26 protein-coding genes and 1 tRNA gene are annotated in these 23973 nt (G+C 66.7%); 6 read left to right on the forward strand and 21 right to left on the reverse strand.

Annotated features, from left to right (window positions below; all coding sequences use genetic code 11):
- Positions 1–43 precede the first annotated feature (43 nt).
- The 7 genes from HZF05_RS16885 to HZF05_RS16915 all read right to left on the reverse strand — a co-directional run bounded on the left by HZF05_RS16885 (position 44) and on the right by HZF05_RS16915 (position 5184).
- On the reverse strand, positions 44–799 hold the full coding sequence (locus HZF05_RS16885) for a TlyA family RNA methyltransferase (RefSeq protein ID WP_160362958.1): 756 nt from the start codon (positions 797–799) through the stop codon (positions 44–46).
- 335 nt (positions 800–1134) lie between these two features.
- Positions 1135–1632: an SMI1/KNR4 family protein gene (locus tag HZF05_RS16890; RefSeq protein WP_160362959.1), complete on the reverse strand. Its 498-nt coding sequence runs from the start codon at positions 1630–1632 to the stop codon at positions 1135–1137.
- 1 nt (position 1633) lies between these two features.
- Entirely contained in the window at positions 1634–3055 is a 1422-nt protein-coding gene (locus tag HZF05_RS16895; RefSeq protein ID WP_246332077.1) for an NAD(P)(+) transhydrogenase (Re/Si-specific) subunit beta, read from the reverse strand.
- A 168-nt stretch (positions 3056–3223) separates the two neighbouring features.
- Positions 3224–3523, reverse strand: coding sequence for an NAD(P) transhydrogenase subunit alpha part 2 (locus tag HZF05_RS16900; protein ID WP_160362961.1), 300 nt, complete (start codon positions 3521–3523; stop codon positions 3224–3226).
- Positions 3524–3541: 18 nt separating this feature from the next.
- Positions 3542–3916 carry a hypothetical protein gene (locus tag HZF05_RS16905; RefSeq protein ID WP_160362962.1) on the reverse strand — a complete coding sequence of 125 codons (375 nt, stop codon included), beginning with the start codon at positions 3914–3916 and terminating at the stop codon, positions 3542–3544.
- On the reverse strand, positions 3913–5040 hold the full coding sequence (locus HZF05_RS16910) for an NAD(P) transhydrogenase subunit alpha (protein ID WP_160362963.1): 1128 nt from the start codon (positions 5038–5040) through the stop codon (positions 3913–3915). Before HZF05_RS16910 ends, HZF05_RS16905 begins: the two co-directional genes overlap by 4 nt.
- Positions 5041–5052: 12 nt before the next feature.
- Positions 5053–5184 (reverse strand): aa3-type cytochrome c oxidase subunit IV, encoded by a 132-nt coding sequence (locus HZF05_RS16915; protein ID WP_160362964.1) that lies wholly within the window; start codon positions 5182–5184, stop codon positions 5053–5055.
- A gap of 154 nt (positions 5185–5338) precedes the next feature.
- Between HZF05_RS16915 and HZF05_RS16920 the strand changes: the two genes are divergently transcribed.
- The gene (locus HZF05_RS16920; RefSeq protein WP_160362965.1) at positions 5339–6766 is read left to right on the forward strand and encodes a sigma-54-dependent transcriptional regulator; all 1428 of its coding nucleotides are present in this window, start codon (positions 5339–5341) and stop codon (positions 6764–6766) included.
- Positions 6767–7107: 341 nt separating this feature from the next.
- Positions 7108–7251: a hypothetical protein gene (locus HZF05_RS16925; RefSeq protein ID WP_181638903.1), complete on the forward strand. Its 144-nt coding sequence runs from the start codon at positions 7108–7110 to the stop codon at positions 7249–7251.
- Positions 7252–7488: 237 nt separating this feature from the next.
- Here HZF05_RS16925 and folP read toward each other — a convergent pair whose 3' ends face one another.
- The 4 genes from folP to msrA form a co-directional block, all read right to left on the reverse strand.
- Positions 7489–8616 carry a dihydropteroate synthase gene (gene folP / locus HZF05_RS16930; protein WP_160363151.1) on the reverse strand — a complete coding sequence of 376 codons (1128 nt, stop codon included), beginning with the start codon at positions 8614–8616 and terminating at the stop codon, positions 7489–7491.
- Complete coding sequence (locus tag HZF05_RS16935; RefSeq protein WP_160362967.1) at positions 8613–9749, reverse strand: site-specific DNA-methyltransferase; 1137 nt, start codon at positions 9747–9749, stop codon at positions 8613–8615. Before HZF05_RS16935 ends, folP begins: the two co-directional genes overlap by 4 nt.
- A 196-nt stretch (positions 9750–9945) precedes the next feature.
- Entirely contained in the window at positions 9946–10545 is a 600-nt protein-coding gene (locus HZF05_RS16940; RefSeq protein WP_160362968.1) for a ribonuclease HII, read from the reverse strand.
- Positions 10546–10875: 330 nt separating this feature from the next.
- The gene (gene msrA, locus HZF05_RS16945) at positions 10876–11418 is read right to left on the reverse strand and encodes a peptide-methionine (S)-S-oxide reductase MsrA (RefSeq protein ID WP_160362969.1); all 543 of its coding nucleotides are present in this window, start codon (positions 11416–11418) and stop codon (positions 10876–10878) included.
- A 144-nt stretch (positions 11419–11562) separates the two neighbouring features.
- Between msrA and HZF05_RS16950 the strand changes: the two genes are divergently transcribed.
- Positions 11563–12876 carry a nucleotide sugar dehydrogenase gene (locus HZF05_RS16950; RefSeq protein WP_160362970.1) on the forward strand — a complete coding sequence of 438 codons (1314 nt, stop codon included), beginning with the start codon at positions 11563–11565 and terminating at the stop codon, positions 12874–12876.
- A 6-nt stretch (positions 12877–12882) separates the two neighbouring features.
- Here HZF05_RS16950 and HZF05_RS16955 read toward each other — a convergent pair whose 3' ends face one another.
- The 3 genes from HZF05_RS16955 to glmM all read right to left on the reverse strand — a co-directional run bounded on the left by HZF05_RS16955 (position 12883) and on the right by glmM (position 14769).
- A complete protein-coding gene (locus HZF05_RS16955) occupies positions 12883–13113 on the reverse strand; it encodes a hypothetical protein (RefSeq protein ID WP_160362971.1) in 231 nt (76 codons plus the stop codon).
- 94 nt (positions 13114–13207) lie between these two features.
- Entirely contained in the window at positions 13208–13432 is a 225-nt protein-coding gene (locus HZF05_RS16960; RefSeq protein ID WP_160362972.1) for a DUF1272 domain-containing protein, read from the reverse strand.
- Positions 13432–14769, reverse strand: coding sequence for a phosphoglucosamine mutase (glmM, locus tag HZF05_RS16965; RefSeq protein ID WP_160362973.1), 1338 nt, complete (start codon positions 14767–14769; stop codon positions 13432–13434). Before glmM ends, HZF05_RS16960 begins: the two co-directional genes overlap by 1 nt.
- A 110-nt stretch (positions 14770–14879) precedes the next feature.
- Here glmM and HZF05_RS16970 point away from each other — a divergent pair, with 110 nt between their 5' ends.
- Positions 14880–15809 (forward strand): L-threonylcarbamoyladenylate synthase, encoded by a 930-nt coding sequence (locus HZF05_RS16970; RefSeq protein WP_160362974.1) that lies wholly within the window; start codon positions 14880–14882, stop codon positions 15807–15809.
- On the opposite strand, the gene HZF05_RS16975 is transcribed toward HZF05_RS16970, so the two are convergent.
- The 3 genes from HZF05_RS16975 to HZF05_RS16985 all read right to left on the reverse strand — a co-directional run bounded on the left by HZF05_RS16975 (position 15806) and on the right by HZF05_RS16985 (position 17449).
- Positions 15806–16009, reverse strand: a complete 204-nt coding sequence (locus HZF05_RS16975) for a hypothetical protein (protein WP_160362975.1) — start codon at positions 16007–16009, stop codon at positions 15806–15808. The genes HZF05_RS16970 and HZF05_RS16975 overlap by 4 nt on opposite strands.
- 118 nt (positions 16010–16127) lie before the next feature.
- Positions 16128–17297 carry a formate-dependent phosphoribosylglycinamide formyltransferase gene (purT, locus tag HZF05_RS16980; protein ID WP_160362976.1) on the reverse strand — a complete coding sequence of 390 codons (1170 nt, stop codon included), beginning with the start codon at positions 17295–17297 and terminating at the stop codon, positions 16128–16130.
- A gap of 75 nt (positions 17298–17372) precedes the next feature.
- Positions 17373–17449: transfer RNA gene (locus HZF05_RS16985), tRNA-Met, on the reverse strand.
- A 150-nt stretch (positions 17450–17599) separates the two neighbouring features.
- On the opposite strand from HZF05_RS16985, the gene HZF05_RS16990 reads away from it, so the two are divergent.
- On the forward strand, positions 17600–18007 hold the full coding sequence (locus HZF05_RS16990) for a DUF3775 domain-containing protein (RefSeq protein WP_160362977.1): 408 nt from the start codon (positions 17600–17602) through the stop codon (positions 18005–18007).
- A gap of 12 nt (positions 18008–18019) precedes the next feature.
- Here HZF05_RS16990 and HZF05_RS16995 read toward each other — a convergent pair whose 3' ends face one another.
- Both HZF05_RS16995 and HZF05_RS17000 read right to left on the reverse strand, forming a co-directional pair.
- Entirely contained in the window at positions 18020–18238 is a 219-nt protein-coding gene (locus HZF05_RS16995; protein ID WP_160362978.1) for a hypothetical protein, read from the reverse strand.
- A 73-nt stretch (positions 18239–18311) separates the two neighbouring features.
- Positions 18312–19526 carry a hypothetical protein gene (locus HZF05_RS17000; protein ID WP_160362979.1) on the reverse strand — a complete coding sequence of 405 codons (1215 nt, stop codon included), beginning with the start codon at positions 19524–19526 and terminating at the stop codon, positions 18312–18314.
- 256 nt (positions 19527–19782) lie between these two features.
- Here HZF05_RS17000 and HZF05_RS17005 point away from each other — a divergent pair, with 256 nt between their 5' ends.
- Positions 19783–21933 carry a coiled-coil domain-containing protein gene (locus tag HZF05_RS17005; protein ID WP_160362980.1) on the forward strand — a complete coding sequence of 717 codons (2151 nt, stop codon included), beginning with the start codon at positions 19783–19785 and terminating at the stop codon, positions 21931–21933.
- A 117-nt stretch (positions 21934–22050) separates the two neighbouring features.
- Here HZF05_RS17005 and HZF05_RS17010 read toward each other — a convergent pair whose 3' ends face one another.
- Positions 22051–22323, reverse strand: a complete 273-nt coding sequence (locus tag HZF05_RS17010; RefSeq protein ID WP_160362981.1) for a DUF1467 family protein — start codon at positions 22321–22323, stop codon at positions 22051–22053.
- Positions 22324–22329: 6 nt separating this feature from the next.
- Complete coding sequence (locus HZF05_RS17015; protein WP_160362982.1) at positions 22330–23970, reverse strand: ribonuclease J; 1641 nt, start codon at positions 23968–23970, stop codon at positions 22330–22332.
- Between the last annotated feature and the right edge of the window lie 3 nt (positions 23971–23973).

A 23973-nucleotide genomic window follows, 5' to 3' on the forward strand; every position in this document is an offset into this window, starting at 1 on the left:
TTAACCAATTCCGTGCGAAGGGGTAAAGCGTTGCTGCGGCGCGTCAACCTGCCTTGTCGATCGACTGTCTCATAGCGGCAACCAGAAACTCTATATTGCCCTCCGGGCCGGTGATCGGGCTGGTGGTGACGCCGATCACGCCCCAGCCGATCGAATCGAGCCACGCCACGACATCATCGCACACGCGCTGATGGACGACGGGATCGCGCACCACGCCACCCTTGCCCACTTCGCCCTTGCCCGCCTCGAACTGCGGCTTGATCAGAGCGGCGAGGCGCGCGCCGGGCTTCGCTAGTTCGAGCGCGGCGGGCAGCACCTTGGAAAGCGCGATGAAGCTGGCATCGCAGACCACGATGTCGATCGGATCGATGATCTGCTCGGCGGTGAGGTGGCGGGCGTTGGTCCGCTCCAGCACGACGACGCGGGGATCCTCGCGCAGCTTCCAGGCGAGCTGGCCGTGGCCGACGTCCACCGCATAGACCTTGGCGGCGCCGCGCGTCAGCAGCACGTCGGTGAAGCCGCCGGTCGAGGAGCCGACGTCTATCGCAATGGCGCCGTCCACGTTCCATCCGAAATGGGCCAGAGCATGATCGAGCTTGAGCCCCCCGCGCGAGACCCAGGGATGATCCTTGCCCTTCACCTCCAGCGGCGCGTCGGGCGGCAGCGCCTGCCCCGCCTTCTCCACCTTGCGATCGCCCGTATAGACGAGGCCCGCGAGGATCAGCGCCTGCGCGCGCGTGCGGCTTTCGGCGAGGCCGCGATCGGCCAGCAATTGATCGGCGCGGATACCCTTGGTCATTGGGAAGCCTCGTGTTGCATTTTATGCAATCGTGCGAACATTACCCGCACTTGAAATAATATTTCGTCCGACTTATCTCACGTTTCGTCGCAGGGCAACGTCTTGTCCCCCCTCTCCAAGAGGCGTTGCCCTGCGCGCACAACAATAGGAAATCAATATGCGTATTCTCGAGAACGTGGCGATGGCCGCGGCCCTGCTCGGCGCCCAGTCGCTGGCGATCGCCACCATCCTGATCCACTAAGGCACGGCGGCACTCACGCCGTCCGCCTCTCCGGCCGCCGAGCCGGGTGTCCAAGCCGCTTAGGGAAACCTTGGCGGCTTTCGCATGTGTGGCGCTATTCGAGGAAGCCAGACCAGAACCGGATAGACCGAGGCTCACGCGCGAGAGGCCATGTCGGTCGAGCGCTAAACTCCCGAGCGAAATAATCGGCCAGATCATAACCGTAGTGAATGATGTCGGCTTGATGGACCGATAAGACGGGGTTGCCACGCTCATCCGGTTCGCCGGGTAGATAGCGATGGCCATACAGCGGAATCAGCTTGGGAGCAGTCGCCACCAATTCGATAACGGCCGCCTTACGATCCGCCAGTTGCTTGGGCCTGTCACCCCATTCGGAAAGCCACAGGCTGTTGTGCTCAACATCGAACAACAGGCCTTCAAGCGGCCAAGCTAACGCCTTGTGTGTCGGCTCGCCGCTCCCGGTCCAATCATAGCCCCGAGCCGGTCTCTTCTCGATCAGCAGTTCGACCAAGTCCGGCGGAAAGCGCAACTCGAACCGCTCCTGCGCCCTATGCAGATCGCTCCAGTGGTAGCCGGGCGCCCAATCGGACACGTTAGCCCATCGCCTTGACGATCTCCTCGACCATCTTCTTGGCATCCGCCAGCAGCATCATCGTGTTGTCCATGTAGAAGACCTCGTTGTCGACGCCGGCATAGCCGACGCCGCCCATCGAGCGCTTCACGAACAGCACGGTCTTGGCCTTCTCCACGTCGAGCACGGGCATGCCGTAGATGGGCGAGCTCTTGTCGGTCTTGGCGGCCGGATTGGTGACGTCGTTGGCGCCGATCACGAAGGCGACGTCGGTCTGCGCGAACTCGCCGTTGATGTCCTCCAGTTCGAACACCTCGTCATAGGGGACGTTGGCCTCGGCGAGCAGCACGTTCATGTGGCCCGGCATGCGGCCCGCGACCGGGTGGATGGCGTATTTCACCCGGACACCCTCTTTCTTGAGGATGTCGCCCATCTCGCGCAGCGCATGCTGGGCCTGCGCCACCGCCATGCCGTAGCCCGGCACGATGATGACCTGCTCGGCCTGCTGCATCAGGAACGCCGCGTCCTCGGCCGAGCCGCGCTTCCACGGGCGGTCGATCGCCTGTCCGCCGCCGCTCGCGCCGCCGGTCTCCGCGCCGAAGCCGCCGGCGATCACCGAGATGAAGCTGCGGTTCATCGCGCGGCACATGATGTAGGAGAGGATCGCGCCCGACGAGCCGACCAGCGCGCCGGTGATGATCATCGCCGTGTTGTGCAGCGTGAAACCCATCGCGGCGGCCGCCCAGCCCGAATAGCTGTTCAGCATCGACACCACGACCGGCATGTCCGCGCCGCCGATCGGGATGATCAGCAGGAAGCCGATCACGAAGCTGAGCGCGGTGATCGCGGCGAAGACGGGCAGGCTGTCGTCGGTGACGAAATAGGCGATCAGGCCGATGATCAGCGCCAGCGTGCCGAGGTTGATGACGTGGCGGCCGGGCAGCATTATCGGCTTGCCCGACATGTTGCCGTTGAGCTTGAGGAAGGCGATCACCGAGCCGGAGAAGGTGATCGCGCCGATCGCGATGCCGAGGCCCATCTCGATACGGCTGACCGGCTCGATGTGATCCATGAACGGTATTTTGATGCCGAACGCCGCGGGGTTAGCGTAAGCCGCCACCGCCACCAGCACCGCCGCCAGGCCGACCAGAGAGTGGAAGGCTGCGACAAGCTGCGGCATGTCGGTCATCTTGATCTTGCGGGCAGTGACGAAACCAATTGCGCCGCCGATTGCGATCGCGGCAACGATTTCCAGCATCGTCGGAAGGTCGAGGGTGAAAATTGCCATGCCGCAGTCAATGAAACCCGGCCTGCAGGGCGCCGATGGCGTTGCATTAGGGGCGTGCGTAACGAGCGTCGTCACCACCGCGATCAACATGCCCGCCATGCCGTAGCGGTTGCCCTTGCGGCTGCTCTCGGGGCTGGAAAGCCCGCGCAGCGCCATGATGAAGCAGATGCCTGCGATCAGGTAGGCCAGCGCCACCCAGGGATTTATCGCGATTTCTTCCACTACCTCTGCCCCCTACCGTCACCCCGGAGTTGATCCGGGGTCCCGCTCCCTTCCCGCATTCAAAAAGCGGGCCCCCGGATCAGGTCCGGGGCGACGAATGGATCAATGCTTGGCCGCTGTCGGCCGCTCTTTCTTCTTGTACATCGCCAGCATCCGCTCGGTGACGGCGAAGCCGCCGAAGATGTTGACACTAGCCAGCACGATCGCCAGCAGCCCCAGCCATTTCGAGGTCGCGCTGCCCGCCGCGGCGCCCGCGATCAGCGCGCCGACGATGATCACCGAGGAGATCGCGTTGGTCACCGCCATCAGCGGCGTGTGCAGCGCCGGCGTGACCGACCACACCACGTAATAGCCCACGAAGCAGGCCATCACGAAGATCGACAGGATCGAGATGAAATCCATGGCCTTCCCCCAGTAAACTCAGTCGTTTGCCCGCTTGTCGGCCTTGGCGACCACACCCGCCGCGCAAGCGTCCACCTCGGCGGTGCGGCACGTGCCGGTGAACGAGGCGAGCCGATCGGGCGTCACCATGTCGCGCGCCTTCATCAGATCGACCGCATAGCTGAACTTCTTGCCGTCCTCTTCCACGGGGAAAAGGATCGCCAGATAAAGATCATCCGCATCGTCGCCGGACCAGGGCTTCATGTGCCTGGCATGCGGGATCGCCTTGCGCAGTGCGTCGGCGAACTTGTCGGTGAGCGGATCGCTCGCGTCCGACTTGACGTCTGTGGCGTGGAGCACCGGCCCGTTGGCCTGACCAGACGCCAGGAGGACAGAGAGAAACAGCGCGTTCATGTCAGCAACCTCGGATTCACGACCTTGCCGCCCTGCGTCAGCCGGATGGCATCGCCGATTTCCGCGTCGAGCACGGGCGCTCCCTTATCCTTGTCCCAAAAGGCTGACAGGAAGTTGAACAGGTTCCGGGCGAACAGCGCCGAGGTGTCCGCCGCGAGGCGGCTGGGCACGTTCCTGTGGCCGACGATCTTGACACCGTGGCGCTCGATCACTTCGCCCGCGACCGCACCCTCGACGTTGCCACCGCTCTCCACCGCGAGATCGACGATCACGCTTCCGGATCGCATCGAGGCGATCTGCGCGTCGCTGATCAGGCGCGGCGCCGGCCGGCCCGGGATCAGCGCCGTGGTGATGACGATGTCCTGCTTGGCGATGTGCGAGGAGACCAGTTCGGCCTGCGCCTTCTGATACTCTTCCGACATTTCGGTGGCGTAGCCGCCGGAGCCCTCGCCCTCGATGCCCTTCACGCTCTCGACGAAGATCGGCTTGGCGCCCAGCGAGAGGATCTGCTCCTTGGTCGCCGATCGCACGTCGGTGGCGGAGACCTGCGCGCCGAGGCGCCGCGCCGTCGCGATCGCCTGCAGGCCCGCGACGCCGACACCCATGATGAACACGCGCGCCGCCGACACCGTGCCGGCCGCCGTCATCATCATCGGGAAGGCGCGGCCATATTCGCCCGCCGCGTCCAGCACCGCCTTGTAACCCGACAGGTTGGACTGGGAGGAGAGGATGTCCATCGACTGCGCACGGGTGATGCGCGGCATGAACTCCATCGCCAGCGCCTCGATCCCCGCCGCCGCATAAGCGTCGACACGCGCCCGCTCACCGAAAGGATTGAGGCCGGCTGCCAGCCACGCGCCGCTCTTCGCGCTCGCGATCGACGCCGGCTCCGGCCCCTGCACGCCCAGGATGATGTCGGCATCGGCCAGTACGCTCGCACGATCCGCGACGGTCGCGCCGGCGTCGGCATAGGCCTGGTCCGCGATCGATGCCGTAGCACCCGCACCGGCCTCGACGGCCAACTCCGCGCCAAGCCCGATGAATTTCTTTACCGTCTCCGGCGTGGCCGAGACACGGCGCTCACCCTCGGCCTGCTCGCGCAGGACAGCGATCTTAACCCCCATGATCGCTCAGGCTCAGTGCGAGATCAGATAGACGACGATGGCCGCCACGATCAGGCAGGCAACCGTGCCGAACTTCAGCAGCGTAAGGAAACCGCCGTAGGTCTGCTCGTGCGCCTTCATCTCCATACCGCCATGGTCCGACATGTCCGCCCTCCTCAAGTCTTTGGCGCGGTTTGGCGTGCCCTGCCCGGCACTGCAAGCGCAATCGTCCCTTGTGGCAGTTGCCGGTGCTTGCAGGCGCTTAAGCCTGTCTTTACCCGGGCAAGGTAGCACTCCCTCCGATTTCGAGGGAAACGGGATGCCGCGCGAGACGATCCGGAGCCTGCTGCTGATTGACGAGGATGCCGGGCAGCGCCGTCTGGTGTCGGCGATCGCCGCGCGTGCGGGCTGGCGCACGGTCGTCGCCGATTCGAGCGTCGCCGCGCTCAAGGTGCTGAAATCGCCGCAGGGCGCGACGATCGAAGCGGTACTGATCGATCAGCGCGAGGATACGCCCATCGTCGTGGCCGAGCTGCGCGGCGCGCATCCGGACAAGGTCGTACACGTCCTCACCACGCTGGACGATCTGGCCGTCGCCGTGGAAGCGATGCGGCAGGGCGCCACCGACTATCTCGTCAAGCCGATCGCCCCCGAGCGGCTGATGGCTGCGCTCGACACGGCCGCGAACCGCGATTCGATCGAGGGTGAGCTCCGCCCGATGGCCGAGAAACTCTGGCAACCGCTCAGTTTCGACGAAATCGTCGGCACCGTGCCTGCCTTCCGCGCCGCGCTCGCCACCGCCGAGCGCGCCGCCGAAAGCCGCGTCCCCGTGCTGATCGAAGGCGATCGCGGCACCGGCAAGGAGATGTTCGCCGAGGCGATCCACGCGGCCTCCCCCCGTGCACAACGTCCGCTGATCGTGATCGATTGCGGCGCGGTGCCGGCCAACGTGATCGATTCGACCCTATTCGGCCACGAGCAAGGGGCCTTCGCCGGCGCCTTTGATCGCAAGCATGGCCGCTTCGTGGAGGCGGACGGCGGCACGTTGTTCCTCGACGATGTCGCAGCGCTGCCGCTCGACACGCAGGCGCGGTTGCTGGCGGTGCTCGAATCGGGCCGTATCTGGCCGCTCGGCGCGCGCGGTTGCCGCGAGGTCGACGTCCGCGTCGTCGCCGCGAGCCGCGTCACGCTCGCGGAAGAGGTGGCGCAGGGACGTTTCCGCGAGGATCTGCTCTATCGCCTCGCGGGCGTGCACGTCGCCCTGCCGCCCCTGCGCGAGCGCGCCGCCGATCTGCCGGCGCTGGCCCGCCACCTGCTCGATCGCATCGCCCGTCAGCCGGGCCTGCGCGAGCTCGACATCACCGACGACGCGCTGGCGCTGCTCGGCGCCTATGACTGGCCGGGAAACATCCGCCAGCTCCAGAACGCCCTGTTCCGCGCCGCCGTGCTGTGCGACGCGCCCTCGCTCACCACCGCCGACTTCCCGCAGATCGCGCAGGAGAGCTTCTCCCGCCGCCGTCCGCGCGTGGAGAGCGGCCACCGCATGCCCTCGGTCGCGACCGGCGGCGTGCTGCTCTACACGCCGGAAGGTCACCTCCGCCCGCTCGAGGATATCGAGGGCGACGTGATCCGCCTGGCGATCAGCCACTATCGAGGCCGGATGAGCGAGGTTGCCCGGCGGCTCGGGATCGGGCGCTCGACACTGTACCGCAAGCTCGGCGACCTCGGGATCGACAGCGCGGCGTGATAGCCTTCGCGAAGTTGACGAAGTTGACAGCGACAGGACTGAAAAGAAGACATTCCTACAGGCTGGGCACGACATCAGGATGCGCGCCACCGGACCAACCGGTGCGTCGACCGTGACACACGAAATCCTACATTGGAAGGGCTGCTATCGCCCCAAAGTCAGCCCTAGAGCAGCCCTGAGCTGCCTCCCATTAGCGGACGGTGTTGAGCTACGTAGCTGCACCACAAAGGCCAAATTTCATCGATCGCTACCGCGGCATTCTTGGTTGCCGTGAGCGTGTTCGCTTCGTCTCGGGCCGGCCGGTATGTGGGGTTGCTGGCGGGTGACACGATCACAGGCGCGTGGCCGAACTGGTCAGCGGTTATGTCGACCAGGAACTCATTCGCCTCTACCCAGGCATGGCCCATCCATCCATCGGCGGTGAACAGGCCGCAATCCTCACCAGCCATGCCCGGTGCTTTCTCCGGAGGCTGACCGCTTTGTAGCCTCGCCTCGATCCCGCATCGATGAAGCGCTTTCACGAGAAACATGCTCGATCGAACACACGTCCATTGGGATGCCACGGCCGGCAGGGGCGGCCCCCATAACTGATGCCAACGCGACCAGTGAGGAAGCAAGAACGTCCTGGCGGTGGTCGCGACAGCAAGGAGCATCCTTTGAACGTCCGCTAATCGTCCGCGGAGATCAATAGCCGCCCGACCGCTTACCACCCCTAACGGACATCACCCAGGCGTCAGCGCCTCGTCGCGCATCCCGCGCCACACGCGCACCGCCTGCACCGTCTCGAACACGTCGTGGACGCGCAGCAGTTGCACGCCTTGCGCCGCGCCCTTCAGCGCCAGCGCGATCGAGCCGCCCAGCCGCTGCTCGACCGGCGCCTCGCCCGAGAGCGCGCCGATGGTGCGCTTGCGGCTCGCGCCCAGCACGATCGGCAGGCCGAGCCCGTGGAACAGCGACAGGCCGTTCAGGATCTGGAGATTGTGGCGCAGGTTCTTGCCGAAGCCGATGCCGGGATCAATCAGCAACCGCTCGCGCGCCACGCCGGCGGCGACCACGCTGTCGATCCGCGCCTCCAGCCAGTCGTACACGTCGAGCAGGGCGTCGCGGTAGCGCGGGTCCTGCTGCATCGTCGCCGGGTTGCCCTGGTGATGCATCAGCACCACCGGCGCCGTGGAGCGCGCGGCAACCGCCAGCGCCTCGTCGTCCCATGTCAGCGCGGCGACGTCGTTGATCAGGTGCGCGCCGGCCGCCAGCGCCGCCTCCATCACCTGCCCCTTGCGCGTGTCGATCGAGAGCGCGAGGCCGGCGTGGTGGAGCTTCTCCAGCACCGGCTTCACGCGGGCGATCTCGTCGCCCTCCCAGACGGTGCGCGCGCCGGGGCGGGTGGATTCGCCGCCGATATCGATGATCGCGGCGCCGCTTTCGGACATCTCGACGGCGCGGGCGGCGGCGGTGTCGGGATCGCTCTCCAGCCCGCCGCCCTCGGAGAAGCTGTCCGGCGTCACGTTGAGGATACCCATCACCTGCGGCTGGTCGAGCCGGACGGTGCGCTGGCCGAGTGTCAAGGCAGCGCGCGGGCTGGTGAGGCGGCGGAGCTGGGTGCAGGCCGAGGAGGATTGCGGCTCGGGCAAGCTCTCGACGAAGTCCTCGATCCGCTCGACTGGAACCAGCGCGCTGGCGAAGCGGCCATTCTCGTCGGCGGCGATCGCCTCGACCATCGCGAACCACAGCAGTCCGCCGGCCAGCCTGAGCGTTTGCCCGTCATAGCCGAACGGCGCATCGACGAAGCCAGTGGGGCGGAGATAGACGCGCGCGGAGTGGCCGCGGCGCGCGATTTCGGCGGAGATCATCCCGCCGGCTGCATCGCCAGCCATTGCTGGCGCAGCGTATCGATCGACTCCAGCCTGCCTTCATGCTCGACATGCCAGAAGGTCCAGCCGTTGCACGACGGCGCGCCTTGCAGTGTCGCGCCGAGCTTGTGGATCGACCCCTCGACCGACTCACAAAATAGCGAACTGTCGGCGCGCACGCTCGCCTTCCAGCGGCGCTTGGCGTCGGTCAGCACCGTGCCCGGTGGCAGTATCCCCGCTTCCACAATCGCGCCGAACGGCACGCGCGGCGCGGTGCGCTTTGTTGGCATCACGGTCATCGCGCTCTCGTCGAGGGGGAGCGCGGCGGCAATCCGCTCACGGGCGACGCGGATATATTTAGGCTCGCGCTCGATGCCGATCCAGCGGCGGCCGAGGCGCTTCGCCACCGCGCCGGTCGTGCCCGTGCCGAAGAAGGGATCGAGCACCACATCGCCCGGCTTGGTCGTCGCCAGCAACACGCGATAGAGCAGCGCCTCCGGCTTCTGCGTGGGGTGCGCCTTGGCGCCGTCGTCATCCTTCAAACGTTCGGCGCCCGAGCAGATCGGCAAGCTCCAGTCGGAGCGCATCTGCAGTTCGTCGTTCAGCGCCTTCATCGCCTGATAGTTGAATGTGTAGCGTGCGCCTTCCGACTTCGACGCCCAGATCAAGGTCTCGTGCGCGTTGGTGAAGCGCGTGCCCTTGAAATTGGGCATGGGGTTGGCCTTGCGCCAGACGATGTCGTTGAGGATCCAGAAACCCTCATCCTGGATCGCAGATCCGACCCGGAAGATATTGTGATAGCTTCCAATTACCCAGATCGTGCCGTTGTCCTTCAGGATGCGCCGTGCCTGAGCGAGCCATGCCTGGGTGAATCGATCGTAGCTGGCGTAGCTGTCGAACTTATCCCAGTCATCATCGACCGCGTCGACCTGACTGCCGTCCGGCCGGAACAGATCGCCGCCCAGTTGAAGATTGTAGGGCGGATCAGCAAAGATGCAGTCGATCGATTTGTCGGGCAACTGGGACATCGCGCGGATGCAATCGTCCCGCAGGATCTGGTCGAGCGGCAGCACGCCCGCTGCCGCCCGCGCCCGCGCGATCTTCGAACCCGTCCCCGTATCGACCTGATGCATGCTTCGCCCCGAACCGTTTCGGCGCGCAACCTGAGTCGGCGGGGACTCCGGGTCAAGCGTAAAAGTTTAGGGATTCCGCCGAGTCGCGCAATAAGCGGGGCGAGTTATCCACAGGCAACACAGGATGTTGAGTCCGCCGGACTCGACGGACTCAATCCCTAGTGGTGTGGCCGCAAGGGCTCGCCTTGTCGCTTTCTCAGATCGACAGGCAGAGTTGCGCCACCGGCGCGAAGCTGCGGCGGTGAAGCGGGGTAGGGCCGAGGCGGATCAGCGCGGCCTTGTGCTCGGGCGTGCCGTAGCCCTTGTTCTGCCGCCAGCCATAGCCCGGCCAGTCGGCATCGTGCACATGCATGATCCTGTCGCGCGTCACCTTGGCGACGATCGAGGCGGCGGCGATCGATCGGCTGAGCGCGTCGCCCGAAACCAGCGCGGTCGCCGGATAGCGCCATTTGGGCAGTGCATTGCCGTCGACCAGCACCATGCCCGGCTCGATGCCCAGCGCGTCCACGGCGCGCGTCATCGCCAGCATGGTCGCATGATAGATATTGAGCCGATCGATCTCCTCGACATCGACGATACCGACGCCCCAACCCGCCACGCGTGTGATCTTCGCGTAGAGCGCCTCGCGAGCTGGTTCGTCGAGCTTCTTGGAATCGTCGATGCCGTGCGGCAGGCGCCGCCGGTCGAGGATCACGGCGGCGGCGACCACGGGACCTGCGAGCGGCCCGCGCCCGGCCTCGTCCACGCCCGCGCAGGGCTCGGGATGATCGCGCTCGAAACGGAAGCTCGGTGGCATGGCCCGTACCTAGCGCCCTCATCTGCCCGTGCAAAGATGGCAACCGGATTAGACGAAGGTGGAACCTCCCCGACGCTCGCCCATTAATAAGTCGCTAAGCGAACGCGAAGTATAAGTGGCTTAGTGTGAGGACCCTGAAGATGGTGCGCAGAGAAATCGACATCATGCCGCGTCAGTTCGCGGTCACGCTCATGGTCGGTGCCTTCGCGGGCATGACCTTCTGGGCGAGTCTGATCGCGATCGTCGTTCGCTGAATCGAAACCGGCCCCGCTGCACTGCAACGAGACCGGTTGCTCGTCAGCCTTTACGCCCCTTTTACCTTGATCGCCATCACGCCGTCTGACGCTTGAGCCGCGCAGCGTAGCTCTTCCGGAACTTCTGCAGCTTGGGCGCGACCACCGCCATGCAATAGGGGTTCGAGCTCCCTTCCCGCTCGAAATATTCCTGGTGATAATCCTCGGCGACGTACCATGGCGCTTTGGCCTCGATCGTGGTGACGATCGGCTGGCCCCAGTCCGCCTGCGCCCGCTCGATCGCCTTGCGCACGGAGGCCTCCTGCTCGGGCGAATGCGGGAAGATCGCCGATCGATACTGGGTGCCGACATCGTTGCCCTGCCGGTTGAGCTGGGTCGGATCGTGGATGTGAAAGAAGATGTCGAGGATGTCGTCGTAGCTGATGACGGCCGGATCGAAGGCGATGCGGATCGCCTCGGCATGGCCGGTGTCACCGCCGCAGACCTGCTTGTAGGTCGGATTGGAGACGGTGCCGCCGGTATAACCGCTCTCGACGGATTCGACGCCGATCACGTCGTCGAACACCGCCTCGACGCACCAGAAGCAGCCGCCTGCCAGCGTGGCGATTTCATGGGTCATGATGGATGGCTCCTAAGGGAGGAATTGACGCCCATTTCGGCGGCGCCGGGCGATTTTTCAAGGGCCGATGGCTCATTCCGAAACGGATGCAAAAGTGTATGCGGTTGACGAAGCCTTTACGGCCTCGTCCTATGGAGTGTGGCCATGGACGCACGCATCGCCGATCTCCGCTCCGTTCCGGCCGCCGCCGAGGTGGCCGTCCAGTCCGTCGTCGTGGTGGGGCTCGGCTATGTCGGCCTGCCGCTGGCGGTTGCGCTGGCGAAGAGCTTCCCGACCGTCGGCCTCGACATCGACGAGAGCCGGATCGCCGAGCTGAAGGCCGGCCACGACCGCACCGACGAGATCGACGACGCACGCCTCGCGGCGTCCCAGCTCCAATATGCCGCCAAGGCCGATGCCTGCACCGCGGCTGATGTCTATATCGTCACCGTTCCCACGCCGGTGGACGAGCGCAACCGGCCCGACCTGCGCGCCCTCCTCTCCGCGTCCGAGATGGTCGGCAAGATGCTGGACGGCAGCCGCAAGCCGCTGATCATCTTCGAGAGCACCGTCTATCCGGGCGTCACCGAGGAACTCTGCGTCCCCGCCATGGAGCAGGCCTCTGGCCTGATCTGGAAGGAGGATTTCTTCGTCGGCTACAGCCCCGAGCGGATCAATCCGGGCGACCGCGAGCATACCGTCGATCGCATCATCAAGGTCGTCTCGGGCGATTGCCCCGAGACCACAGATCGCGTGTCCAAGATCTACGAGCGAGTGACCACGGGCGGCACGTTCCGCGCCGCCTCGATCAAGGCGGCCGAGGGCGCCAAGGCGATCGAGAACGCCCAGCGCGACGTCAACATCGCCTTCATGAACGAGGCGACCCGCATCTTCCAGAAGCTCGGCGTATCCATCTGGGACGTGATCGACGCGGCGAAGACCAAGTGGAACTTCCTGCCCTTCACGCCGGGCCTGGTCGGCGGCCACTGCATCGGCGTCGATCCTTATTACCTCTCGCACCGCGCGATCGAGCTGGGGCATCTGCCGGAAGTCATCCCCGCCGCCCGCTCGGTCAACGACGACATGGCGCGCTGGATCGCCGATACTTTGCACCTGACGCTCAAGCGCCGCTCGCTGCGCGTGCTGATCCTCGGCGTGACCTTCAAGGAGGACGTGCCGGACCTGCGCAACTCCAAGGTCGGCGACATCGTCAAGCGCTTCTGGTTCCACGGCCATTCGGTGACGGTCCACGATCCGCACGCCGATGCCGCCGAGGCCGAGCGTGATTATGGCGTCCACCTCGATCCGGAAGCTCTGGACCGGAAATACGACTTGGTCGTCGCGGCGGTGTCGCACCGTTTCTATCGCGAGATGGACGATGCCACGCTGGCCGGGCTGGTCGAGGAAGACGGTCTGTTCGCCGACGTGAAGGGCGTGTTCCGCGGCCGCGACTTCGGCCGGAGCATGTGGACGCTGTAAGTCCGCTCATTCCTCGGGCGGCGGCGCGATCAGGATGCGCAGGCAGGCGACGAAGGTAACGATGCCGACCATCCGGCCGAACGGCGCCAGCTCGCCCGTGCGCACCGCGAAATAGATGGTGTAGAGCAGGATCGTGCCGAACAGCACCAGCGATATCCCGAGCACCAGCGACGCGACGTCGCGCAGCCAGAGCATCAGCCCGGCGAGCCGTCCCTTTCTGTCGCTCTCGGAATGCACGTCCGGTCCTTCCCCGGCCGCCCGGCCGGCCCTTCGACCTTCGTCTAGCGCCGGCCGGTAAAGGCGCTATCAGGAAGCAGGGTTAACGGAACGCTCAGCCCTTGTGCCGGCGCTCCGTCGAGGCGGGGTGTTCCTTGAGCGCCGCTCCGACGCGCGTGGGCCGGTCGAGCAGTTCCCCGCCGCAATTGGGACAGTGATCGTCGAGCGCATCCGAACATTCGGCGCAGAAGGTGCACTCGAACGAGCAGATGAACGCGCCCGGCTGGCTGGCCGGGAGGTCGACGCCGCAGCGCTCGCAATCGGGGCGCATCTCCAGCATCAGGCGGCGCGCCTCACGGCCTCGCAGACATCCTCCACGACCGCGGAGACGAGCGCCGGATCCTCGGCCTCCGCCATCACGCGGATCAGCGGCTCGGTACCGGATTTGCGGATGACGAGGCGGCCCGAGCCTTCCAGCCGCTTCTCGGCATCGGCGATCGCCGCCTTCACGCCGTCGGTCTCCAGCGGCGCGCCGCTCTTGAAGCGGACGTTCTGCAGCTTCTGCGGCAGGGGTTCGAAGCAGGCGAGCAGCTTCGAGGCGGGCTTGCCGCTCTCGACCAGCTCGGCCAGCACCTGCAGCGCGGCGACCAGGCCATCGCCGGTAGTGGCGTAATCGGACAGGATCAGGTGGCCCGACTGCTCACCGCCGACGTTGAAGCCGTCGCGCCGCATCGCCTCCAGCACGTAGCGGTCGCCCACCGCCGTGCGATGGAGCGTCAGCCCGGCCTTCTCCAGATATCGCTCCAGACCGAGGTTGGACATCACCGTCGCGACGATTCCGCCGCCCTGGAGCAGCCCGCGCCGCTGCCAGCCGGTGGCGATCAGCGCCATGATCTGATCGCCGTCGACGATCTTGCCCTTCTCGTCGACGATGATCAGGCGATCGGCATCGCCATCGAGCGCGATGCCGATATCGGCGCGCGTTTCCAGCACCTTCTGCTGGAGCGCCTGCGGGGCGGTCGAGCCGACGCCGTCATTGACGTTGGTGCCATTCGGCTGGACCCCGATCGCGATCACGTCGGCACCCAATTCCCACAAGGCGGCAGGCGCGACATTGTAGGCTGCACCGTTGGCGCAATCGAGCACCACGCGCAGCCCATCCAGCCGAAGATCCTCGGGGAAGGTCGCCTTTACCGCGTGGATATAGCGACCGCGTGCATCCTCGATGCGCTGGGCGCGACCGATCGCCTCGGCGGCCGCCAGCCTGGGTGCCTTATCCAGCGCCTTCTCGATCGCCGCCTCGTCCTCGTCGGAGAGCTTGAAGCCGTCCGGTCCGAACAGCTTGATGCCGTTATCCTGATAGGGATTGTGGCTGGCCGAGATCATAACGCCGATATCGGCGCGCATCGCCTTCGTCAGCATCGCCACGGCCGGCGTCGGGATCGGGCCGAACAGGATCACGTCCATGCCGACCGAGGTGAATCCCGCGACCAGCGCCGATTCCATCATGTAGCCGGAAAGCCGCGTGTCCTTGCCGATCACGACACGGTGGCGGTGATCGCCGCGCAGGAAGTGCGCGCCCGCCGCCTGGCCGACCTTCATGGCCAGCTCCACCGTCATCGGCGCCTCGTTGGTGCGCCCGCGAATGCCGTCCGTGCCGAAATACTTACGCGCCATAGAATCCTCTTCAGGCTCTGGCCGAGGCTCTTACACCCGGGAAGGTTGACGGTTCCACCCCGGCAACGATCATTGCGGAGCTTTCATGCGTGGGGTAGCGGGGCGGCGCCATGATCCTGCCCCTCGACGATGCCGCCATCGCGCGCGCTGCGGACCTGATCCGCGCAGGTCAACCGGTCGCGGTGCCGACCGAGACGGTCTACGGCCTGGCTGCGGATGCGACCTCGGGCGAGGCGGTGGCACGGATCTACGCGGCGAAGGGACGGCCAAGCTTCAACCCGCTGATCGTGCATGTCGCGAGCATGGCGCAGGCGGAGACACTGGCGGTGATCGGCCCGGTCGCCCGGCGGCTGGCGGATGCCTTCTGGCCCGGCCCGCTCACCATGGTGCTGCCGCTTGGCGCAGGATCGCCGGTGTCCTCGCTGGTGACGGCCGGTCTGCCGACGCTGGCGCTGCGCATGCCGGCGCATCCGGCGATGAAGGCCCTGATCGAGGCATCCGGCCGCCCCCTCGCCGCGCCCTCCGCCAATGCAAGCGGCCGGATCAGCGCGACCCGCGCAGAGCATGTCGCCTCATCCCTGGGCGATCGCGTGCCGCTCGTGCTCGACGGCGGCCCGACGCGGCACGGTATCGAATCGACGATCGTAGCGGTCGAACCGGAACGGCTGCGCCTGCTCCGCCCCGGCCCGATCACGGCAGAGCATCTCTCGGACGCTGGCGGGCTGCCGGTCGATACGGTCGAAGATGGCAGGATCGAAGCGCCGGGCCAGCTCTCCAGCCACTATGCGCCCGGCAAGCCGGTGCGGCTCGAGGCAACCGGGCGGCTCCCCGGCGAATGGCTGATCGGCTTCGGCCCGATCGAAGGCGACGATAACCTCTCGCCCATCGGCGACCCCATCGAGGCGGCGGCGCGGCTGTTCGACGCGTTGCATCGCGCCGATGCGGCGGAGCCACCGGCTATCGCCATCGCGCCGATCCCGCGGACAGGGCTCGGCCATGCGATCAATGACCGGCTGAAGCGGGCAGCGGCGCCGCGCTAGAGTTTCTCTCGCTCGGTCAGTGCCGGCAGCGCCCTGATAGCGAGACGATAGACCTGCCTGCGGGCCTTGCTGTCGGTGCGCGCCATCCGGTCGCGCAGCGCCTGCTCCGCACCGGCGCCCTTCACGCGAATGGCGTTGACCGCCTCCTCGCGCGCCATGCGGCGCGTCGCTACCGAAGCGAAATAATCCAGCAATGCCATGGCTTCCCCCGATCCGCCTTCGATCAGGACCCGCTCCCACCCCATATTATGAACGAATCTCACCGGGAAAGATTAACGGATTGCCAACCGCCATCCCCGTGACGACCGCGAAACGATCTCAGTCACCGTAGCCAATCCGGATCTTGCCTGCCGCCTCGGCCGCGATCCGGCGCGCATCGTCGGTCGTCTCCGCCAAAGCGAGCGTCACACCCATGCGACGATAGGGGCGCGAGTTCGGTTTGCCGAACAGTCGCACGTCCACCTCGCCACCCGGCATGGCCAGAGCCTCGGCCAGCCCGTCATAGCGCAGCGTCGTCGCGTCGCGATCGGCGAGGATCACGGCGGAAGCGGAAGGCCCACGCAGCACGATCGAGGGGATCGGTAAGCCAAGGATCGCGCGCGCGTGCAGATCGAATTCGCTCAGATTCTGCGAGATGAGCGTCACCATGCCGGTATCGTGCGGACGCGGCGACAGCTCGGAGAAGATCACCTCCTCGCCCTTCACGAAGAATTCGACGCCGAACAGGCCGTAGCCGCCGAGATCGTCGACGACCTTGCGCGCCATGTCCTGCGCGGAAGCGATAGCGGCATCGGACATCGGCGTCGGCTGCCAGCTCTCCTGATAATCGCCGCGTTCCTGCCGGTGGCCGATCGGCGGGCAGAACAGCACACCGTCGCGGGTCCGAACGGTGAGCAGCGTGATCTCATAGTCGAAGGCGATGAACTCCTCGACGATCACGCGCCGCCGGTCGCCGCGCATGTTGGCGACGGCATAGTTCCACGCCGCCTCCAGCTCGCTTTCGGCTCGCACCGTGCTTTGCCCTTTGCCAGACGAGGACATGACCGGTTTGATCACGCAGGGCAGGCCTGTGTGCGCCGCACCGGCGCGCACCTCTTCCAGCGTCTCGGCATACCGATAGCGTGAGGTGCGCAGGCCGAGTTCGCCGGCCGCCACCTCGCGGATGCCGTCGCGATTCATCGTCATCATCGTGGCGCGGGCGGAGGGGACGACAGTGACGCCGTGCTTCTCCACCTCGGCCAGGATCTCGGTGCGGATCGCCTCGACCTCGGGCACCACGAAATCGGGACGGTGCTTCTCGATCGCGGCGCGCAGCAGATCGCCGTCGAGCATCGAAAAGACCTCGAACCCATCCGCCACCTGCATGGCCGGCGCGCCAGCATAGCTGTCGCACGCCACGACCTCGCAGCCGAGCCGCTTGGCCGAGATCACGAACTCGCGCCCGAGCTCGCCCGATCCGAGCAGCAGGATCTTCGCGGTGAACGCCATGCTTCTGCCCTTTCGCGGATGATCGGCCGTGATTGGCCGCATCCGTCGATTCTGTCCATTGCTGAAGGGCGGCGGTGGTAGCGGAGGAGGGACTTGAACCCCCGACACGCGGATTATGATTCCGCTGCTCTAACCAGCTGAGCTACTCCGCCCCGCCGCGCATCGAAGCGCGCGGGCGCTTCGGAAGCGCGGCCTATAGGCATGGCCGCGCGTACGGTCAACAGGATGTCGCGATCATCCGGAACCGGTACGGCCAAGCGTCGTTTCGCCGAGAAGCCACGCCCATCTGCCAAGGACCGACGATGGATCTTTCGACCCCCCTCGACCTCATCTGCCGCATCATCATCCGCGCCCGCGAGGTCGAGGCGCAGGTGCCGGGGATCGATCCGGACAATGACGATCCCGTCGATGATTCGGATGACGAGCGCGACGTGCTGGAAGACGAGCTGGACGAGACCGCGGTCGACGAGCTGCGCACCGCGATCGACGATCTCGCCGACGATCAGCAGATCGAGCTTCTGGCGCTCGCGCTGGTCGGCCTCGGCACCTACGACGCCTCCGAGTGGGACGACGCACTGGAAGAGGCCGGCGATGCGAATTCCGAACCACCGGTCGATCTGCTGATCGACATGCCGACCCTGTCCGAAAATCTGGAGGCGGGCCTCGCCGCCTTCGATCTCAGCTGCGAAGGCGTCGGCCAGATCGACTGACGCCCGCGAGGGCTATTGGACGTTCGCCATACGCATTGTGCCGTTCTCGTCCGGAATCATGCCCAGCACCGCATCGCTCGCGCCCTGCGCATCGTTGTTCTCTGCCTGCAGAGTGTTGAGAGCAGCATCCTCGTTGGCATCCTCGGCAGTGTAGTTGAACGTCTGCTGACGCTCGCAGGCCGTCAGGAACGCCAGCGCGGTGACGGCTACGGCGAATGCAATCTTGCGCATGATGGGCGATCCCCCAATTGTCCATCACTCCCGCATCGGGTTGTAGGGAGCCGGATCGATCGCGTCCACCGTCTCAGGCGCGGATCCGCGCAAGGCCGATCAAACGCTGCTGGACGACCGCGAAGGACGCGGCCGCATAGAGGCCGAGCGCACCGAGCCCCGGCAGGGTCTGCTGGACGAGCGCGAACGGCAGGAACAGCAGCACCAGCGCATCGGCATCGGCTACCCACAACGGTGCCGACAGACCGCCCAGCCGCCGCAATATCCAGCGTTCGCGCGCGGTAGCGACCATGACGGCGATCGTGCTCAATGCGAGCACCAGCGGCGTCGCGCCGGAATCCACGCGATGCCAGGCAAAGCCCAGTAACCCGAGCGCCATCGCGCCTGCCCGCCCGAGTGCCAGCCGATCGTCGGGCGCGGCGGGCGAGAGCCGCAAGGCCGCGAGCAGTCGCCCCGTTGCATCGAATAGCGCTCCGATCACCAGCAGCACCAGCCCCAACAGCAACCAGCCCTTCAGCATCGCCGGCATTGCGAGCAGGGCCGCCGCGATGCCGCCCCAGCGCAGCCAGCGCGATTCGAGGTTGCGATCGAGCACCAGGCCGACGAGCAAACGTGCTGCCGGGCCGTAGAGCAGCCGCGAAGGCCAGCCCTCACCCGCGCGATCGACCGTGAAGCTCGCCTCGGTCGCGGCCCGCGCGCCCCCCTTGGAGCGCACCAGCATTGCGGGAAAGGCCTCGCCCAGCCCCGCTCCGTCCGCCATGTCGACGCGCCGCGCCGAGGCCCCTACCGCGCGGCGCAGCAATGTCGAGTGCAGGTCCCAGTCGCCCAGCATCGCCACCGTCTTGCGCAGCATGTCGCCCGTGACGAGCGCGAGCCCGGCCCAGCGCGTCGCCGCATCGATCCGCTCGAACGGACCCGGCGGCGCGCCCTCGCCCAGCGTCAGCAGTGCCGGAGCGTTTCCCGTGATCAGCCGCTCGATCGCACCGCTGCCGGCCACCGCACCGTCCGCGAAGACCAGCACGCGCTCATCGGGATGGAACCGATCGGCCGCATCCCCGGCGCTGCGCGCGACATCGACCGCGATCCCGTCGCGGCGCAGCCGGTCGATCGCGCCGGTCAGGCCGGCAGGCAGGCGTTCGACGAGCAGCACGACATGTTCGGCCCCGGCGCGTGCCGCGAGCCGGGCCTGCCGCTCGATCAGCGTGCGACCGGCGACCGGCAGCGTGCCGACCAGGCCGCTGCCATCCTCCGCATCGCGCACCGCCGCGATCAGCGCCGCAAGCGCCATGTCGTTTCCTGAACCCGCATCATGACCGGATAGCTTGGGCGGGCGCCCGGCGCCAGTCGTTCCGGGTGTTCTTCGATTCACCGCTTCGCTACACGGTTCGGCTCTCGGCCCGCTTCCGTTCCGCGCACTTGGGTGTAAAGTCCCGGTCATGAACCAGGGGGCCTATTGGGCGGGATCGCCGCTGTCGCAGAGCAATGAACCGGGAACCGTGCGCGCCGTGGAGCCGCAGCAACCCCAACCACAATTGGGAATCGCCTTGACCGACCTCGACGACGAGCCGCTGGCTCCCCCGCCCGTCTCGACGGGCGAGAAGCTGGTGCTGGGCGGGCTCGGCCTCGTCGCCTTCCTGTGGATCGCCGCGATGATCGGCATGGCGATGAGCGCGTTCGGGGAGCGCACGCTCGATCCGGTCGATGCGATCAAGGGAATCAGCATGGCCTGCGGACCGCTGGCGCTGATCGTAGCCGTGCTGATCCTGTGGCAGCGCAACTCCGCGCGCGAGGCGCAGCGCTTCGCAGACGTAGCGCGCAACGTGCGGATGGAGAGCCTTGCGCTCGACGCCGTACTCGGTCTCGCCTCACGCCGGCTGGCCGAGGACCGCGTCGCGGTGGCCGACCAGGCCGACAAGCTGCTGCTGCTCGCCGACCAGACCGCGCTCAAGCTGCGCGAGGCGACCGACGACATCGCCCGCGAGATCGCAGAACTCGGCCGCCGCACCAAGGACCTGGATGCCGCCGCCGGCACCGCGCGCGTGGACATGGGCGTGCTGCTGGCCGATCTGCCCCGCGCGGAGGAGCAAACGCGATTGCTCGCCGAGACGATCCGTTCGACCGGCGTCGGCGCACACGAGCAGGCCGCCGCGCTCGACGCCGTGCTGGCCGGCATCTCGTCGCGTGCCAAGGATGCCGAGGAAAGCGCCGCAGGCGCTGCCAACCGCCTCTCTGGCCAACTCTCGCACATCGGCGGCGCCAGCGAGATCGCCGCGCGCGCGATCGAGGACGCCTCGCAGCGGATGACCGCGTCGGTCGATGGCGTGCTCGGGCGCGCCACCGAGGCTGTCGAGCGCACGCGCCAGGGCATTATCGCGCAGGGCGAGGCGATCGGCACGATGATCGATCGCGCGCAGGCCTCGTCCGAGGCCGCCGCCAAGCAGGCTGCCGACGCGCTCGAGCGGCAGGATGGCCTCGGCAGCCAGATGATCGAGCGGCTGCAGCGCGGCCTCGCCAATGTCGAGGCGCGCTTCACCGAGCTGGACGAGACGGGCCGCGCCCGCACCGAGAAACTGGGCCAGGCGCTGGGTACGCTCGGCGGCCATGTCGAGCGGGTGATGGCCTCGCTCAACGACGGCGGCACCGCGGCGACCACCTTCATCAACCGCGCCGAGACGCTGCGCGGCGCGATCAACGCCTGCCTCGCCGAACTGGGCGAATCGCTCCCCGCCGCGCTTTCCGAACTGGAGGCGCAGGCCGGACGCAGCCGCGAGCTGATCGCGAGCGCCGGGCCGGAGGCGGAGAAGCTCAATGCCGCTGCCAGGGAGGCGTCCAACGCCCTCGATGCCGCCCGCACCGCGCTGGAGGAACGGCGCGCCGCGATCGACACGCTGGCAGATGCGATCGACTTGCGCCTTACCGCCGCGCATGAAGGAACGACATCGTTGGGGGACGCGATCCGGGACGTCGATGCCGAATCCGCCAAGCTCGCCGACAGCACGTCTCCGCAGCTGGTCGACGCGTTGATCCGCGTGCGCGAGACCGCGACACAGGCTGCGGAACGCGCCCGCGAGGCGCTCGGCACGATCATCCCGCGCAGTGCGGAGGCGCTCGGCGATGCCGGCCGCGAGGCGCTGGAGAAGGCCGTCGAGGGGCAGGTGGAGAGCCAGATCGAGCGGGTCCGCACCGTCTCGCAGACCGCGATCGAGGCGACGCAGGCCGCCGCCGCCCGGCTGGAAGAACAGCTCGCCCGCATCGCCGAGACGAGTGCCTCCGTCGACCAGCAGATCGCAGAGGGCAAGGAATCGGTCGAAAGCTACGATCGCGACAATTTCTCGCGTCGCGTCGCGCTGCTGATCGATTCGTTGAACTCGACCTCGATCGACGTGACCAAGCTGCTTTCCAACGAGACCAGCGACAGCAGCTGGGCTTCCTACCTCAAGGGCGATCGCGGCGTGTTCACGCGCCGCGCGGTACGCCTGATCGACAATGGCGAGGCGCGCGAGATCGCCAAGCATTACGAGGAAGAGCCCGAATTCCGCGAGCAGGTGAACCGCTACGTCCACGATTTCGAGACGTTGCTCCGCCCGATCCTTTCGACCCGCGACGGATCGACGCTGGCGGTGATCCTGCTGTCCTCGGACATGGGCAAGCTGTACGTCGCGCTGGCCCAGGCGATCGAGCGGCTGCGGGCCTGATCCCTTATCTCCGTTCGTCCTGAGCGAAGTTGAAGGACGTGCTGCAAGCGATGTCGCTGGGGCACGCACTTCGACAGGCTCAGTGCGAACGGTGTGAGATGGCGTTCGGGAAAGGCCTCACGGCATCCGGTTGAGCGCGTTGTCCGGAATGTCGACGTTGAGCGCGCCGGTCCGGTAAATGCCGTAGAAGCCCGCCGTCAGGATCACCGCCGCGATCGTCGTGCGGATCACGATCGACCACGGGCGGAAGACGTGCGGCGCGCTCTCGGCATGGCCGATCTCAGGTTTCTCCCCGGCTTCCTCGGCCGTCCCTGCGCTGAACGGCAACACCGCGAACAGCGACAGGAACCAGAACAGGAAGAAGATCGCGAGGATCGAGAACCAGCGCATGCCGGCCTACACCCGCACCAGCATCACATCGACGACCGGCTTCTTGCCTGTCCACTGGGTCGCGCGCCTCCGCACCGCAAGCCGCACCGTCTCGCGCAGCTTGGCCTCGTCGCGCGGCGCGCCCTCCAGCGCATCGAGCACCGCCTCGGCGGTCTCCTCGAGGAAGTCCTCGCGGTCCTCTTCGACCGGAATACCCTGTAGCGCGACCTGCGGCCGCCCCTTCGCGCGATTGCCCTTGTCGAGCGCAACCGCCACGGACACCAGCCCGTTGGCGGCGATCTTGCGACGATCGTTCATCGTCGTGCCGTTCGCTGCTAGGATCACGTCGCCGTCGAGCACCAGCCGTCCGGTCCGCTCGCGGCCGACGATCTTAGGCCCCTCGGGCGCCAGGCGCACCATGTCGCCGTTCGACTGGACCAGCGTGCGCGGCACGCCGATGGAGGCTGCGAAGCGGGCATGCTCGGCCATGTGACGGCGCTCGCCATGCACGGGGATGACGATCTCGGGCTTGAGCCAGCCGTAGAGCTGCTCGATCTCCGGCCGCCCCGGGTGGCCCGAGACGTGGATGTGCGCCTGCCGCTCGGTCACCATGCGGATGTTGCGGCCGGCCAGCGCATTCTGGACGATGCCGATCGCCTCCTCGTTGCCGGGGATCTGCTTGGACGAGAACAGCACCGTGTCGCCCTCTGTCAGTTTCAATTTGTGGCTGTCATGCGCGATGCGGCTGAGCGCGGCACGCGCCTCGCCCTGCCCGCCGGTGGCGATGATCATCAGCTCCTTGGGCGGCAGCCGCATCGCCGCATCGAAGTCGACGGTCGGCGGAAAATCGAGCAGGTAACCGGCCGCCTTGGCGATGCGAATGATGCGGTCGAGCGAGCGGCCCGCAACGCAGACCTGCCGCCCGGTCGCGACCGCCACCTGCCCCAGCGTCTGCAGCCGCGCGGCGTTGGAGGCGAAGGTGGTGATCAGCACGCGCCGGTCGGCCTCGCCGACGAAGCGCTCGAGATCGGCCTTCACGCTCGATTCCGAGCCGGAAGGCTGCTCGTTGAACACGTTGGTGCTGTCGCCGAGCAGCGCCAGCAGGCCGTCCTTGCCGATCTTCTTCAACGCGTCGGCGCTGGCCGGCTCGCCGATCACCGGCTTGTCGTCCAGCTTCCAGTCGCCGGTGTGGAAGATCTTGCCGAACGGCGTCCCGATCAGCAGCGCGTTCATTTCCGGGATGGAGTGCGCCAGCGGCACCCACTCAACGGTGAAATCGCCTAGCTTCAGCGTCTCGCCGACCTTGACGATCTTTACCTTCACGCGATCGGCCAGCCCCTCTTCGGAAAGCTTCTCGCGTATCAGCCCGGCGGTGAAGGCGGTGGCGTAGATCGGCACGCCGAGATCCAGCGCCAGATAGGGGATGGCGCCGATATGGTCCTCATGCCCGTGCGTGATGACGAGGCCGAGCAGATCGTCGGCGCGCTCCTCGATGAAGGCAAGGTCGGGCAGCACCACGTCGATGCCGGGATAGTTCGCGTCGGCGAAGCTCACGCCGAGATCGGCCATGATCCACTTGCCGCGGCAGCCGTAGAGATTGACGTTCATGCCGATCTCCCCCGAGCCGCCGAGGGCCAGGAAAAGGAGCTCGTCTCCGGGTTTGGTCAAATT

The organism is Sphingomonas chungangi (assembly GCF_013778325.1).
Lineage (GTDB): Bacteria > Pseudomonadota > Alphaproteobacteria > Sphingomonadales > Sphingomonadaceae > Solisphingomonas > Solisphingomonas chungangi.

Excerpts from the sequence above, each read along its gene's own strand:
- msrA (WP_160362969.1), bottom strand. The coding sequence starts at position 11,418 with ATGACCCATGAAATCGCCACGCTGGCAGGCGGCTGCTTCTGGTGCGTC.
- HZF05_RS16950 (WP_160362970.1), top strand. The coding sequence starts at position 11,563 with ATGGACGCACGCATCGCCGATCTCCGCTCCGTTCCGGCCGCCGCCGAG.
- purT (WP_160362976.1), bottom strand. The coding sequence starts at position 17,297 with ATGGCGTTCACCGCGAAGATCCTGCTGCTCGGATCGGGCGAGCTCGGG.
- HZF05_RS16920 (WP_160362965.1), top strand. The coding sequence starts at position 5,339 with ATGCCGCGCGAGACGATCCGGAGCCTGCTGCTGATTGACGAGGATGCC.
- HZF05_RS16905 (WP_160362962.1), bottom strand. The coding sequence starts at position 3,916 with ATGAACGCGCTGTTTCTCTCTGTCCTCCTGGCGTCTGGTCAGGCCAAC.
- HZF05_RS16990 (WP_160362977.1), top strand. The coding sequence starts at position 17,600 with ATGGATCTTTCGACCCCCCTCGACCTCATCTGCCGCATCATCATCCGC.
- folP (WP_160363151.1), bottom strand. The coding sequence starts at position 8,616 with ATGATCTCCGCCGAAATCGCGCGCCGCGGCCACTCCGCGCGCGTCTAT.
- HZF05_RS16970 (WP_160362974.1), top strand. The coding sequence starts at position 14,880 with ATGATCCTGCCCCTCGACGATGCCGCCATCGCGCGCGCTGCGGACCTG.
- HZF05_RS16910 (WP_160362963.1), bottom strand. The coding sequence starts at position 5,040 with ATGGGGGTTAAGATCGCTGTCCTGCGCGAGCAGGCCGAGGGTGAGCGC.
- glmM (WP_160362973.1), bottom strand. The coding sequence starts at position 14,769 with ATGGCGCGTAAGTATTTCGGCACGGACGGCATTCGCGGGCGCACCAAC.
- HZF05_RS16935 (WP_160362967.1), bottom strand. The coding sequence starts at position 9,749 with ATGCATCAGGTCGATACGGGGACGGGTTCGAAGATCGCGCGGGCGCGG.
- HZF05_RS16900 (WP_160362961.1), bottom strand. The coding sequence starts at position 3,523 with ATGGATTTCATCTCGATCCTGTCGATCTTCGTGATGGCCTGCTTCGTG.
- HZF05_RS16940 (WP_160362968.1), bottom strand. The coding sequence starts at position 10,545 with ATGCCACCGAGCTTCCGTTTCGAGCGCGATCATCCCGAGCCCTGCGCG.
- HZF05_RS16885 (WP_160362958.1), bottom strand. The coding sequence starts at position 799 with ATGACCAAGGGTATCCGCGCCGATCAATTGCTGGCCGATCGCGGCCTC.
- HZF05_RS16895 (WP_246332077.1), bottom strand. The coding sequence starts at position 3,055 with ATGGCGCTGCGCGGGCTTTCCAGCCCCGAGAGCAGCCGCAAGGGCAAC.
- HZF05_RS16960 (WP_160362972.1), bottom strand. The coding sequence starts at position 13,432 with ATGCTGGAGATGCGCCCCGATTGCGAGCGCTGCGGCGTCGACCTCCCG.
- HZF05_RS16975 (WP_160362975.1), bottom strand. The coding sequence starts at position 16,009 with ATGGCATTGCTGGATTATTTCGCTTCGGTAGCGACGCGCCGCATGGCG.
- HZF05_RS17010 (WP_160362981.1), bottom strand. The coding sequence starts at position 22,323 with ATGCGCTGGTTCTCGATCCTCGCGATCTTCTTCCTGTTCTGGTTCCTG.
- HZF05_RS16995 (WP_160362978.1), bottom strand. The coding sequence starts at position 18,238 with ATGCGCAAGATTGCATTCGCCGTAGCCGTCACCGCGCTGGCGTTCCTG.
- HZF05_RS16915 (WP_160362964.1), bottom strand. The coding sequence starts at position 5,184 with ATGTCGGACCATGGCGGTATGGAGATGAAGGCGCACGAGCAGACCTAC.
- HZF05_RS17000 (WP_160362979.1), bottom strand. The coding sequence starts at position 19,526 with ATGGCGCTTGCGGCGCTGATCGCGGCGGTGCGCGATGCGGAGGATGGC.